This window comes from Acutalibacter sp. 1XD8-33 (assembly GCF_003612555.1).
GTDB lineage: Bacteria > Bacillota > Clostridia > Oscillospirales > Acutalibacteraceae > Acutalibacter.
Genome location: NZ_RAZF01000001.1, coordinates 256,470 through 268,672, shown reverse-complemented (window position 1 = coordinate 268,672; position 12,203 = coordinate 256,470). Strand labels below are relative to the sequence as shown.

12 protein-coding genes are annotated in these 12,203 nt (G+C 59.1%); 9 read left to right on the top strand and 3 right to left on the bottom strand.

The window, feature by feature from the left end; genetic code table 11:
- Positions 1-6 precede the first annotated feature (6 nt).
- The 9 genes from D7X94_RS01325 (at position 7) to D7X94_RS01290 (ending at position 7,074) form a co-directional block, all read left to right on the top strand.
- On the top strand, positions 7-504 hold the full coding sequence (locus tag D7X94_RS01325; protein ID WP_120425879.1) for an ATP synthase F0 subunit B: 498 nt from the start codon (positions 7-9) through the stop codon (positions 502-504).
- Positions 491-2,269 carry a F0F1 ATP synthase subunit alpha gene (gene atpA, locus D7X94_RS01320; RefSeq protein WP_120425878.1) on the top strand — a complete coding sequence of 593 codons (1,779 nt, stop codon included), beginning with the start codon at positions 491-493 and terminating at the stop codon, positions 2,267-2,269. Before D7X94_RS01325 ends, atpA begins: the two co-directional genes overlap by 14 nt.
- Before the next feature lies 1 nt (position 2,270).
- Entirely contained in the window at positions 2,271-3,167 is an 897-nt protein-coding gene (gene atpG / locus D7X94_RS01315; protein ID WP_120425877.1) for an ATP synthase F1 subunit gamma, read from the top strand.
- Between the two features lie 5 nt (positions 3,168-3,172).
- Positions 3,173-4,576 carry a F0F1 ATP synthase subunit beta gene (gene atpD / locus D7X94_RS01310; protein WP_120425876.1) on the top strand — a complete coding sequence of 468 codons (1,404 nt, stop codon included), beginning with the start codon at positions 3,173-3,175 and terminating at the stop codon, positions 4,574-4,576.
- The gene (gene atpC, locus D7X94_RS01305; RefSeq protein ID WP_120425875.1) at positions 4,576-4,995 is read left to right on the top strand and encodes an ATP synthase F1 subunit epsilon; all 420 of its coding nucleotides are present in this window, start codon (positions 4,576-4,578) and stop codon (positions 4,993-4,995) included. The genes atpD and atpC overlap by 1 nt, the downstream gene beginning before the upstream one ends.
- Positions 4,996-5,220: 225 nt before the next feature.
- Positions 5,221-5,649 carry a hypothetical protein gene (locus D7X94_RS01300; RefSeq protein WP_120425874.1) on the top strand — a complete coding sequence of 143 codons (429 nt, stop codon included), beginning with the start codon at positions 5,221-5,223 and terminating at the stop codon, positions 5,647-5,649.
- The gene (locus D7X94_RS01295) at positions 5,627-6,235 is read left to right on the top strand and encodes a hypothetical protein (RefSeq protein ID WP_120425873.1); all 609 of its coding nucleotides are present in this window, start codon (positions 5,627-5,629) and stop codon (positions 6,233-6,235) included. Before D7X94_RS01300 ends, D7X94_RS01295 begins: the two co-directional genes overlap by 23 nt.
- Positions 6,192-6,500 (top strand): hypothetical protein, encoded by a 309-nt coding sequence (locus tag D7X94_RS18090; RefSeq protein WP_147401637.1) that lies wholly within the window; start codon positions 6,192-6,194, stop codon positions 6,498-6,500. Before D7X94_RS01295 ends, D7X94_RS18090 begins: the two co-directional genes overlap by 44 nt.
- Before the next feature lie 139 nt (positions 6,501-6,639).
- Entirely contained in the window at positions 6,640-7,074 is a 435-nt protein-coding gene (locus tag D7X94_RS01290; protein WP_120425872.1) for a hypothetical protein, read from the top strand.
- A gap of 404 nt (positions 7,075-7,478) precedes the next feature.
- Here the strand turns inward: D7X94_RS01290 and D7X94_RS01285 are convergent, their stop codons facing one another.
- The 3 genes from D7X94_RS01285 to D7X94_RS01275 are packed head-to-tail and all read right to left on the bottom strand — an operon-like array spanning position 7,479 to position 11,856.
- Complete coding sequence (locus D7X94_RS01285; protein ID WP_120425871.1) at positions 7,479-9,239, bottom strand: ABC transporter ATP-binding protein; 1,761 nt, start codon at positions 9,237-9,239, stop codon at positions 7,479-7,481.
- Complete coding sequence (locus tag D7X94_RS01280) at positions 9,236-10,975, bottom strand: ABC transporter ATP-binding protein (protein WP_120425870.1); 1,740 nt, start codon at positions 10,973-10,975, stop codon at positions 9,236-9,238. Before D7X94_RS01280 ends, D7X94_RS01285 begins: the two co-directional genes overlap by 4 nt.
- A complete protein-coding gene (locus D7X94_RS01275) occupies positions 10,972-11,856 on the bottom strand; it encodes a glycosyltransferase family 2 protein (protein WP_158590842.1) in 885 nt (294 codons plus the stop codon). The genes D7X94_RS01280 and D7X94_RS01275 overlap by 4 nt, the downstream gene beginning before the upstream one ends.
- Positions 11,857-12,203: the final 347 nt, after the last annotated feature.

Genomic DNA, 12,203 nt, shown 5'->3' with positions numbered 1-12,203 from the left:
GCGGACATGAACATTCCACTGAATGTAGATTGGCAGCAGATTTTGCTCCATTGGATGAACCTGGCCATCCTGATCGCCGGCCTGTATTTCCTGCTCTACAAGCCCGTAAAACAGTTTATGCAGAAGCGTGAGGAGTACTATCAGAGCCGGGAACAGCAGGCGGCTTCCAAACTGGAGGAGGCCGAAAAGATCAAGGCCCGGTATCAGGCCCAGCTGGACGGAGCGGAAGAAGAACTGCGTCTGGCACGGCAAAAGTCCCAGCAGGCCGTGCAGCAGTCCGCCGAGGAACAGATAGCCCAGGCTCAGGCTCAGGCTCGGCAGATCGTGGAGCAGGCCCGGATTCAGGCGGAACACAGCCGGGAGCGGGCTGTTAAGGAATCCCAGAGGGAGCTCAAGAAGTTGGTGACGGAAGCGGCGGAAAAAATTGCTCTGCACACCGGCGAGGACCCCTTCGACCAGTTCTTGACTCTGGCAGAGGGAGGCAAAACCCATGTTGACCGATAGAGGACACCTGACCGCCACCCTGCGCAGCGCGCAAGAGCCCTCCCCGGCCCAGATGGAACGGTTTTCCGCTTTTCTGAACCAGAAATACCAGCGGGAGGTCCCCCTGAAATGGGAGCGGGACGATTCCCTGAAAAACGGCTTCCGCCTCCAGGCGGGATCTGACGTATACGACTGGACCCGCCACGGGCGGCTGCGGCAGTTTCAGGACTACCTGCGCCTGCTCCGCCCCGGCCAGGAGGACATCGTCCCCCTGATGCGGGAGGCTCTGGACCAGTGGGAGCCCCAGGCTGCTCCGGAGGAAATCGGCGAGGTGCTCACCGTTGACAGCGAAATTGCCACTGTAGGCGGTTTGGAGCATGCCCAGTACGGAGAAATTCTGGTGTTTGCCGGAGGCGTCAAGGGCATGGTCCAGGATCTGCGCCAAGGGGACCTCAGCTGCGTCCTCTTTGGGGACAGCGAGGAAATCACCGCGGGCAGCATGGTCCGCCGCACGCTGAAAACCGCCGCCATGCGGGTAGGCGAGAGCTTTCTCGGCCGGGTGGTGGACGCCCTGGGCGAGCCTGTGGACGGCAAGGGCCCTGTGGAGGTGGAAACCCACCGGCCCATTGAGGCTCCCGCCCCGGGAATTCTGGACCGCCAGCCGGTAAACACCCCGATGGAGACGGGCCTTTTGGCCATCGACTCCATGTTCCCCATTGGCCGGGGCCAGCGGGAGCTGATCATCGGCGACCGCCAAACCGGTAAAACCGCCGTGGCCCTGGACACCATCCTAAATCAGAAGGGCAAGAATGTGGTGTGCATCTATGTGGCCATCGGGCAGAAAACCAGTTCCATAGCCCAGATGGTGGAAAACCTCTCCCGCCGGGGAGCTATGGACTACACCACGGTGGTTTCCGCCCCGGCGGGGGCCTCCGCCGCTTTGCAGTACATCGCCCCCTATGCCGGATGTGCTCTGGCCGAGTACTTTATGTACCAGGGCCGGGATGTGCTCATCGTCTATGACGATCTCTCAAAGCACGCCATTGCCTACCGGGCCCTGAGCCTGCTTCTGGAGCGCTCCCCCGGGCGGGAGGCCTATCCCGGAGACGTGTTCTATCTCCACTCCCGGCTGCTGGAGCGGGCGGCCCACCTCTCAGACGAGTTGGGGGGCGGCAGCATCACCGCCCTGCCCATTGTGGAGACCCAGGCTGGGGACGTGTCCGCCTATATCCCCACCAACATCATCTCCATCACAGACGGCCAGATCTTTCTGGAGAGCGACCTGTTCTTCTCCGGCCAGCGCCCGGCGGTAAACGTGGGTCTGTCCGTATCCCGTGTGGGCGGCGACGCCCAAACCAAGGCCATGAAGGCCGCCGCGGGCGCTATCCGCCTGGAGCTGGCCCAATATCGGGAGATGGAGGTGTTCACCCAGTTTTCCAGCGATCTGGACGACGCCACCAAGCGCCAGCTGGCCTTTGGGCAAGGACTCACCCGCCTGCTGCGCCAGCCCCAGTACTCCCCTTTCTCCCACCACCAGCAGGTTATCATCCTGACCGCCGCCATGGCCCGGGTGATGCAGAATATCTCCCTGGAACAGATCGAGCTGTTCCGCTCCGGGCTGCTGGGCTATATAGAGGAGCAGGCCTCGGACCTGTGCCGCCGGATTGACCAAAGCTGCCAGCTCTCCCCGGATGACAGGGAGGAGATCGTCTCCCTCTCGAGAAAATTCCTGGATGAGTTCCCCAAATTCCTGGCGGCCAGGCAGAGCGAAAAGCGTGGTGGCTGAGATGGCCAGTACAAAAGAGATCAAGTCCCACATGGAAAGCGTAGGGGAAACCCGCAAGATCACCAACGCCATGTATCTGATCGCCTCCACCAAGCTCCGCCGGGCCCGGCTGGAGCTTGACCATACCAGGCCCTATTTTGAGGCGCTTCAGGGGGAAATCAAGCGAGTATTCCGCACTGCCAGCGATGTGGACAGTCATTATTTCTATCCGCCCGACCGCACGGAGCTCTCCGAGGGCACCTACGGCTGCCTGGTGATCACCGCAGACAAGGGTCTGGCCGGCTCCTACAACCAGAATGCTATCCGAGAAGCTATGGCTCTTCTGGACCAGCACCCGGATACTAAGCTGTTCGTGGTGGGGGAATACGGCCGGCGCTACTTTACCCAACACAAAATTCCCATTGAGCACAGCTTTCTCTACACGGCCCAGAACCCCACCATGGCCCGGGCCCGGGAGATCAGCGCCCTACTGCTGGACCGCTTTGATTGCGGCGAGCTGAAGAAAATATTCGTGGTATATACAGACATGGAGAGCAGCATGTCCTTTCGGGCCCGCTCCACCCGGCTGCTTCCCTTTCACCGCACCTATTTCGCCGACACTGCCGCCACAGAAAAAAACGTGACAGAGCCTTTCGAGTTTGTCCCCGGCATCCGGGAGGTGCTGAACAGCATGATGCCCAGCTATGTGTCGGGCTTCATCTACAGCGCGCTTATTGACAGCTTCTGCTGCGAGCAGAACGCCCGCATGGCGGCTATGGACAGCGCCAACCAGAACGCCGAAAAGCTCATGGGGGAATTGTCCCTTCAATATAACCGGGTCCGCCAGGCCGGCATCACCCAGGAAATCACCGAGGTTTCCGCCGGAGCCAAGGCCCAGCGCCAAAAGAAAGAAAGGTGAGAAATTTGCAGCAAGGAATTATCATACAGATTTCCGGCCCTGTGGTGGATGTGGAAATCCAGGGCGGCCGTTTGCCTCGGCTGCGGGAAGCGCTCACAGTGGAGCGGGACGGCGTAGTCCGGGTGATGGAAGTGGCCCAGCATCTCAGCGCGAACACCGTGCGCTGCGTCATGCTCTCTCCCAGCGAGGGCCTTGCCCGGGGCCTGGCAGTGGACATCCCGGGATACACCATCCAGGTGCCGGTGGGCACGGCCACCCTGGGCCGGATGTTCAACGTGCTGGGCCAGCCCATTGACGGCGGGGGCCCCGTGCCAGAGGGCACCCCCCTGCAGAGTATCTACCGCCGCCCCCCCTCCTTCGACGAGCAGAGCCCGGCGGTGGAGATTCTGGAGACGGGCATCAAGGTCATCGACCTGCTGGAGCCCTACCCCAGAGGGGGCAAGATCGGCCTGTTCGGCGGCGCGGGCGTGGGCAAGACCGTGCTCATCCAGGAGCTGATCCACAACGTGGCCATGGAGCACGGTGGCTACTCCATCTTCACCGGCGTAGGCGAGCGTAGCCGGGAGGGCAACGACCTCTGGCGGGAGATGCGGGAGAGCGGCGTGGCCGACAAAACCGCCCTGGTGTTCGGCCAGATGAACGAGTCCCCCGGCGTGCGGATGCGGGTGGCCCTCTCCGGGCTGACCATGGCCGAGCACTTCCGGGACAAGGAGCACAAAGATGTGCTGCTGTTCATTGACAATATCTTCCGCTTTGTCCAGGCGGGCAGCGAGGTCTCCACCCTGCTGGGCCGGATGCCCTCCGCCGTGGGCTACCAGCCCACTCTGGCCAACGAGATGGGCGAGCTTCAGGAGCGGATCACCTCCACCAAGGTGGGCTCCGTCACCTCGGTCCAGGCGGTGTACGTGCCTGCCGACGACCTGACCGACCCGGCCACGGCCACCACCTTTGCCCATCTGGACGCCACCACGGTATTGAGCCGGAAGATCTCCGAGCAGGGCATCTACCCGGCGGTGGACCCCCTGGCCTCTTCCTCCCGGATTCTGGAGGCGGACATCGTGGGAGAGGAGCACTACCGCATTGCCCGGAAATCCCAAGAGATCCTGGAGAAATACAACGAGCTCCAGGACATCATCGCCATTCTGGGCATGGATGAGCTTAGCGAGGAGGACCGGAAAACCGTGGCCCGCGCCCGGCGGCTCCAGCGCTTTTTCGCCCAGCCCACCCATGTGGCGGAGAAGTTCACGGGCATTCCCGGCGTCTATGTGCCCCTCAAGGACACCCTGGAGAGCTTCGGCAAGCTGGTGGACGGCGAGCTGGACGAATACCCCGAGGCCGCCTTCTACAACGTGGGCACTTGGCGGGACGTGGTGGAAAAGGCCAGAAAGCTGGAAGCGGGTGAGCTGTGATGGCGGAATTCCAAGTGCACATTCTAGCGGCGGATAAGACTTTTTACGAGGGCCCCTGCGAGAGCCTGACCATCCCCACCTCCGACGGGGAGCAGTGCATTCTGGCCCACCACAGCAGCATGATCGCCGCCGTGCTACCGGGCACCTTGCGGTATCGGGTTCCCGGCCAGCCAGTCCAGACAGCGGCGGTTTCCCCGGGCATGGTGAAGGTGGAGCACAACGATGTGCTGGTGCTGGTGGACTCCGCCGAGCGGCCGGAGGAGATCGACGAGGCCCGGGCCAGACGGGAGGCCGACCAGGCCCGGGAGGCCCTGCTGCAGAAGCGCAGCCGCCAGGAGTATCAGGTGGCCCAGGCCACTCTGGCCCGAGCCCTGAACCGCCTGCGGGTGAAGTCCTCCTATAGCCATCTGGAGCAGTGAGATTTTGGAGAGTAGTAGGGAGCCTTCGGCGGCACAGACCGCCGCCTCCGGCAAGGGTGTGGGGCTTTGGGTCTCGCCTGCTGGCTCGGTCGGTTCGCAGCTTGTCTGCCACTGGCAGACGCTCACCCCCACACCCTACCACTTTTTGAAAAGGACGCTGGTTTCCGATGGAGACCGTTAAGCGCCGACCGAGCCGGAAGGTGAGACGACGAAAACTTTACCCTTGTGAGCTGGACCGTTCAAACTATCCAAATAATGCTGGCAATGAGAATGATGGCGACTCTGCTCGTTCTGTCAATCTTGACAATAGAGAGCTTTGGTCTAACAGCTCAGGCCGAGAGCGAAAAGCTTGCTAGGCTCGAAATGATCAACACCAGTATTGCACAAATGACGGATCATGGGTATAGCTTTATGCGAGATTCACAGCCAGAAAAGGATATTGCCGTAAGAGCTGTCTCGCCTCTTTTTGACTATGACGACAATCTGACCGGATGCTATATGACATTTGAAGCTAATGGTATCAGTGCCGGGTATGTTATGTTGAGTTTGATTGACGGAACTGATCCCATCGTTGAATTTTCATTTGATGGCAACGGGCCAATCAGCGCTGTTGAGGAAGAACTATATAAAGATGCCGATGAGTTTTTTTGTTGAACCGCAATGTTTAACTGTTGAAAACGATGAAATCTCGTCCGCAAGTTTGTCCTTTTCTGATCTTGATAATAAGAAAATGTTATATATTGGTTCGGGTAATCTTGCTGTTAGTAACGGAAACGACTATTTCTTTATTGAGAACCGTGAAACGGTTTCTAAAGAGAAAGTTGAGGAAGTTCTACAAAGTGAAGAAGAGCTTGTTCCCTACGGTAGCCAGGATGAAGATTTGATTGGACCCGGCATTATAAGCTGGAGTGAAGCGAAAATCTCTAACTCTTCTGTTTTCAAAATATCAAACTTTGGTGAGGGAACGGACTATCGGCTGATGAGTTCTTTTAGCGATGGAGGGGTTTGTGCCCCTACAGCTGCTGCCAATATACTTTGGTATTGGGGGAAAAAACGAGGTAAAAGAAGTGTTTTGGATCATTGGTATGTCAGTGGATTTACCTATGATAGCGACACACAAAATCGAATATTCGAATGGATATCCACGTGTATGAATACCAGTACATCATCTGGTACAACTAGGGAAAATATAAAGAGTGGATATCAGAAATTCTTATACTCCTGCTGGGCCCTTTTATAGTTGGGACTATAAGGAGATTCCAAACGGTGCTGCTTTTTCAGAATATGAAACAGCGTTAAAGGGTAACTGCCCTATCCATCTGAGCTTAAGATATAGAGAAAACCTGTTTGCTCAGCAAGGACATTCCGTGTTCAATTTTGGATATGCTAAAAGCACAACAGGAACCCCGTATCTTTTTGTAATGAATGGATGGCATGATTATGGGAAATTTGTCAAAATGAATTATTTTACAGATATGGTAGGATATAAGATATGGGTAAAATAACTCACTAAAAAATAGACTTTTGTGGATAACAATCTTCAATGCTTTTTCAGCTATTTTCTTGAAAAAAGACAGATAGTATGCTGTACTTTCAAATAGTTAACAGCATGAGAAAATGTGATGGTGCATTTAGGAGGCCAAAATGAGAGAACGTGTTATTGATTGGGTGTGTGCTCATAAACTGATTGTGGTCGCTTTCATATTACTTGCTCTTATTCTAATCTGGCTTTGGCCTGTAAGTGTGTATTCTGGAAATGCAGCAGATATAGAAAAAATACATCTTTTTGATGGGAATACCGGAAAGTCAGTCTCAATAACAAACAGAGAGGAAATTGACAAGATTGTTACATCTTTACAAAAAGTACCTCTGCGTCGTTCTTTCGATTTGAGAGTTCTGATTCCATCTGATGGGATTGCGTTGGAATTTGTTATTTCAAAAAAGAACTCCAATGAAAAGTCCCGCTTTCAAATATGTTCTGATAAAGATGTCAAAAAGACATTTCTCTATCATGCATATCAAAATGAGTTTCCATATGAGTACTACAAAAGTCTATGTCAGTCCACTCAACAAGAGTGAATACTTTATGTATGGAAAACGAAATATTACAAACTCATAAAGCGGGTGAAGTCCTCTCCTATAGTCATCTGGAGCAGTGATTTTTGGGGAGTAGTAGGGGGCCTTCGGCGGCACAGACCGCAGTCTCCGGCAAGGGTGTGGGGCTTTGGGTCTCGCCTGCTGGCTCGGTCGGTTCGCAGCTTGTCTGCCACTGGCAGACGCTCACCCCCACACCCTACCACTTTTTGAAAAGGACGCTGGTTTCCGATGGAGACCGTCAAGCGCCGACCGAACCGGAAGCTGAGACGACGAAAACTTTACCCTGGTTAGCTGAGTGCGAAACAGCCAACCAGGGTAAAAGTTTTTGATCCAAACTTTTTTCAAATAGTTTGGCGGGGTGGAATCCCTCCCCGCCGGAGGCCCACTCAAAGCCCCATAGCGCCGGCTCTCTCTTCCCGCTGCTGGCTCTCATAGAGCTCCCAAAAGCGCCCGCCCCGGTCCAGCAGCTGGGAGAAGGTTCCCTCCTCCACCACCCGGCCCTCTTCCATCACCAGAATCCGGTGGGCGTTCTGGATGGTGCTCAGCCTGTGGGCTACGGTGACGGTGGTCATTTCCTGGGAAATCCGGTCCAGGCAGCTCTGCACCTCCCTCTCGGCGGCGGAGTCCAGAGAGGCGGTGGCCTCGTCCAAAAGCAGCACCGGCGCGCCCTTGAGAATTCCCCTGGCAATAGCCACGCGCTGCCTCTGCCCGCCAGAGAGCTGGCCTCCCCTCTCCCCCACCTGGGTCTGGTAGCCCTCCGGCAGGCCCTGGATGAACCCGTGGATGTCCGCCCGCTCCGCCGCCCTCTCCAGCTCCCGCCGGGTGGCCCGGCTGTTCCCCAGGCGGATGTTCTCCTCGATGGTGCCGTCAAACAGGGTACACTCCTGGGGCACATAGGCGAAGAGCCCCCGGATGCCCTCCAGAGAGAGCGCCTCCCCCGGCCGGCCGAAATACCGGATCTCCCCGCTGGTGGGCCGGTAAAAGCCCTCCATCAGCTTGATGAGGGTGGACTTTCCCCCGCCGGAGCCGCCCACAATAGCCAGCCGCTCCCCCCGATGGAGGGTCAGGTTCAGGTTTTCGATCACGTTGGAAACGCCGTCATAGGAAAAGCTCACAGAGCGGAACTCCACCGCCGCGTCTCCTTGAATGGCGATTTCCCCGTCCCCCCGCTCCAGGTCCTCCAGGGGCTCGCTAAGCAGCTCGTGCACCCGCTCCATGGCTACCAGATCCGGCTGGGTCAGCAGCAGGAAGGTGCTCAGCCGGTAGACGGAATCCGCCATCATGCCCATGAGGGTAGCGTTGAACACGGCGGAGCCCAGGGTCAGGCCGTCCCGTGCCAGCAGAATGCCGATGATGAACCCCACCGCCTGGGCGGACTGGGCGAAGAAGTCCACCACGCCGTAGGTAATGCCAATGAGGTTCTGGTATCCCATGCGCTTCTCCCGGATCACCCGGCAGATCTCCCCGTACCGCTCCGCCAGCACCTGATGGAGGACGAACACCCGCACCACGGGGATCCCCCGCAGGGCCTCCACCAGAAAGGATGCCGAATCCGCGATCTTCTGCTTGGCCCGGCTCTCCGCCGCTTTGGCCCTGGGGTTCAGCCACAGGGACAGGGCCAGATTAATCCCGCCATACAGGACCCCCGCCAGGGCGATGCGCCAGTCCTTCACGAGAAGCCAGACCAGTGTCGTGGAGAACACCACGGCGAAGCGGATCAGGTTCATCATGGAAAAGGAGCTGAAGGCTCCGGTGGTCCGGTTGGCGTCGTCCCGCAGGCGGGTAATGTAGTCCCCGGTTCTGTATTTGGTGAGGACGCTATAGGGCATCCGGGCTATGTGGCGGAACATCAGCTGATAGAGCCGGCTGCTGCCGTACTCCGCCGCAGTGGTCTGAAGGTATTTTCCCGCGATCACCGGCGGCACCAGCAACAGGAAGATCCCCAGCATCAGCAGCAGCGTGAGGAGGATGTTCCCCTGGCGCTCCCCGGTGACAATGTCGATGAGGGCCTGGTTCACGTAGGGCATGGCGAAGAGTAGCGCCAGTTCGCAGGAGCCCAGTAGCACCCCCAGCAGGTATCTTTTCCGCGCGGACCCCAGAAAGGCGAAGCTCTTCAGGTACAGTCTGATTCCAGAGGTCTTTCTCATGCCCGGTCTCCCCCTTCCGCCAGTCCCTGCATTCTGCACATCTGGTAATACCGCCCCTTCCTGGCCAGCAGCTCCCTGGGAGAGCCCTCTTCCAGCACCCTGCCGCCGTCCATATAGTAGATGTAGTCCGCCCCCTGGACGGTGGACAGCCGGTGGGCCACGATCACCGCCGAACGCCCCTCCAGCAGCTTGTCCAGGGAGGCCTGCACCTCCCGCTCGGTCTGGAGGTCCAGGGCGGAGGTAGCCTCGTCCAAAAGCACCAGGGGCGCCTCCTTCACCAGGGCCCGGGCGATGCAGAGCCGCTGCTTCTGCCCGCCGGAGAGGTTCCGGCCCCCCTCGCCGATGGGGTGGTCCATCCCCTCCGGGTAGGAACGTACCAGCTCCCAGAGCTCCACCTCCCTGAGGGCCTTCTCGCAGTCCTCCCGGCTGAGGCCCGGCCTGCCGTAGGCCACGTTCTCGTAGATGCTGCCGTCGAACAGGCAGGACTCCTGGGTCACAATAGCCATGCGCCGGCGCAGGGCCTCCGGGTCCCAGTCCCCGGCCTCCACGCCGAACAGCCGCAGGCTGCCCCGCTCCGGCAGGTAAAACCGGCAGATCAGCTTGATCAGGGTGGACTTCCCGCAGCCGCTGGGGCCCACGATGGCTACCTTTCTCCCGGCGGGGATCCGCAGCCCCAGGCCCGTGAGGGCCCGCCGCCCTCCCATCCCATAGGAGAAGTCCAGGCCCCGGGCCTCGCAGGGGTCGTCCGCCGCCGGGCGGTCCGTCAGGCCCGGCTCCTCGTCCGGGATGTCCAGCACCTCGTAATAGCGCTGGGCGCTGGCGGCGGTCCGGCGCACCGTGCTCAGCATGTAGTCGGACTGGGTGAGGAAGTCCGTGATATAGCCGCTCAGGGTGACAAAGGCGATGAACGCGCCCACGGTGAGAAGGCCGGAGGACACCAGCCAGGACCCGATGAGGAACAGGCTCATGGTCTGGACCACGTTGGCCACGTACTTGATGCCCGTCATCTTCATGGAGATTTTCTCCGAGTCCACCTGCAGCCGGTACATCTTCTCCGCCATCCGGCTGAAGTTCTCCTGGAAGTCCTTCTCCGCCCCGAAGGCCTTCACCGTCAGCGCGCCGGAGATCAGGTCTGACACAAGGCTCATGGCGGAGCCCGCGCTGTCCATGGACTCCTTCTGCTGGGCCTGCAGGGGCCTGCTCACCCGGTTCACCAGCCCCAGAGAGAGGGGCAGGATCACCAGATAAGCCAGGGACAGCTGCCAGGACATGAACACGCAGGCCACCAGCCCGAAGAGTCCGGCGAAGGCGATCCGGGAGAAATTGCTCATATGGCCAGCGGAAAAGGTGCTGAGCAGGTTGATGTCGCTGTTCAGCCGGGCGGCCACGTCCCCGGTGCGGAAGCGCTCCTCCAGCACGGCCACGTCCCCGTGGGTGATCTTTTCAAAGGCCTTCGCCCGCACCTCCAGGAACATGTCCTCGGTGATGCGGCCGATAATGTGATAGTGCAGGGCCGTGCGGGCCCCGTCCAGCAGGACAAACAGGGCCATCATCCCGGCGGCAAAGAGCATGTCCCCCAGAAGCCCCGCCACGCCATAGTCCACCGCCCGGCCCCAGAAAGCCGCCGCCAGCATCTTCAGCACGCCGGAGACCAAAGAGATGCCCACAATGGTCACAATGCCGGGCAGGTGCTTCCGGTTGTCCACGTAAAACCGGATCAAGGCGCTCCCGTTCATTCCGCCGCCTCCTCCAGCAGGGGCAGCTTTTTCACGGCCCCGCCCCCCTCTGTAAGCCACATCTGCACCAGAGGATGGTCCGGATATTTCTTCCGGAGATACTCCTTGTTTTTCAGCCAGCCCGCCCGGAACTCCGGGTCGTTTTGGAGGCGGTCATAGCTGCGGACCCTAGCCGGGTAGTGGATGGCCCTGGCATCCCGCCCCAGCACGAATTTTCCCCCGCGGCTGTGGAGCTGGATGCCGAAATCGTTGTCCTCGCAGCCCCAGGTGCGGAAGAATTCGTCGAAGTACACGCCGTTTTCCCGCATGAAGGCCGTGGGCGCGGAGAAATGGAGGCTCCACAGCTCGATCCAGGGGGCCTGCCAGCGCCAGAGCACGTCACCGCACTGGGCGTAGTCTCTCTCCCGGCCCTCCAGCATCCCCCTCGCCTCCATGACGGCGGCGGCCTGGTCCGGGCTGTGGCTCCGGATGATCCCCCGCATCTCCTCCAGGTCAGAGTGCAAATCGTTGCCATATACATAGCCGATGGCCACCATCTTGGGCCCGTGCTCCCGGTAGAGACGCCAGTGCTCCCTCAAGCACCCGCTGGTGACAATTACCCCGCTGTCCAGGAACAGGCAGAGCTCTCCCTGCGCCGCCCGGATGCCCATGTTCCGGGCCGTGCCAGGGCGGAAGCCCTGATCCTCCTGCCAGAAGTGCCGGACGTCCGCCCGCCCGGCGTACTCCTCCGCCACCCCTTGCAGGCTGGGGCTGGAGCCATCGTCACAGAGGAGGATTTCCAGCTCCTCTATGGGGAAGTCCGAGCCCAGGATGGAATCCACCGTCATCCGCAGCTCCTCTGGGTTGTTGTAGGCGGGGATGATGACTGTGAGCTTTTTCATGCGCATTCTCTCCTTTACCTGAATTTGATTTGATTGTATCCAAATCCGGCGGGGGTTTCCCGGCCTTTTGGGAACGGGTTCTGCCGGGGGCCGCAAAAAAAGTATAGCAAGCCAGAGAGAAAAGCACAACCGGTTTTGCATGAACGGTCAAAAATCGCGCGGTTTTGGTATAAGACCTTGGAGCTGTCTCGCCTGCTGGACCGGTCAGCTAAGAGCGCTTCGCACCCAGCCCAGCAGAGTTTTCGTTGCACTTTTGCGAAGCAAAAGACAGCCGTTTCACGGCTGGGGCGAAAAGTCATGATACATGACGAAACTCCGCTATCTCATTTCTCCATTCTTGGCGTCAT

What these genes read in the sequence shown, in the direction of transcription:
- D7X94_RS01290 (WP_120425872.1), top strand. Translation starts at nt 6,640, where the DNA reads ATGAGAGAACGTGTTATTGATTGGGTGTGTGCTCATAAACTGATTGTG.
- atpA (WP_120425878.1), top strand. Translation starts at nt 491, where the DNA reads ATGTTGACCGATAGAGGACACCTGACCGCCACCCTGCGCAGCGCGCAA.
- atpC (WP_120425875.1), top strand. Translation starts at nt 4,576, where the DNA reads ATGGCGGAATTCCAAGTGCACATTCTAGCGGCGGATAAGACTTTTTAC.
- D7X94_RS01295 (WP_120425873.1), top strand. Translation starts at nt 5,627, where the DNA reads ATGCCGATGAGTTTTTTTGTTGAACCGCAATGTTTAACTGTTGAAAAC.
- D7X94_RS01285 (WP_120425871.1), bottom strand. Translation starts at nt 9,239, where the DNA reads ATGAGAAAGACCTCTGGAATCAGACTGTACCTGAAGAGCTTCGCCTTT.
- D7X94_RS01280 (WP_120425870.1), bottom strand. Translation starts at nt 10,975, where the DNA reads ATGAACGGGAGCGCCTTGATCCGGTTTTACGTGGACAACCGGAAGCAC.
- D7X94_RS01325 (WP_120425879.1), top strand. Translation starts at nt 7, where the DNA reads ATGAACATTCCACTGAATGTAGATTGGCAGCAGATTTTGCTCCATTGG.
- atpG (WP_120425877.1), top strand. Translation starts at nt 2,271, where the DNA reads ATGGCCAGTACAAAAGAGATCAAGTCCCACATGGAAAGCGTAGGGGAA.
- D7X94_RS01275 (WP_158590842.1), bottom strand. Translation starts at nt 11,856, where the DNA reads ATGAAAAAGCTCACAGTCATCATCCCCGCCTACAACAACCCAGAGGAG.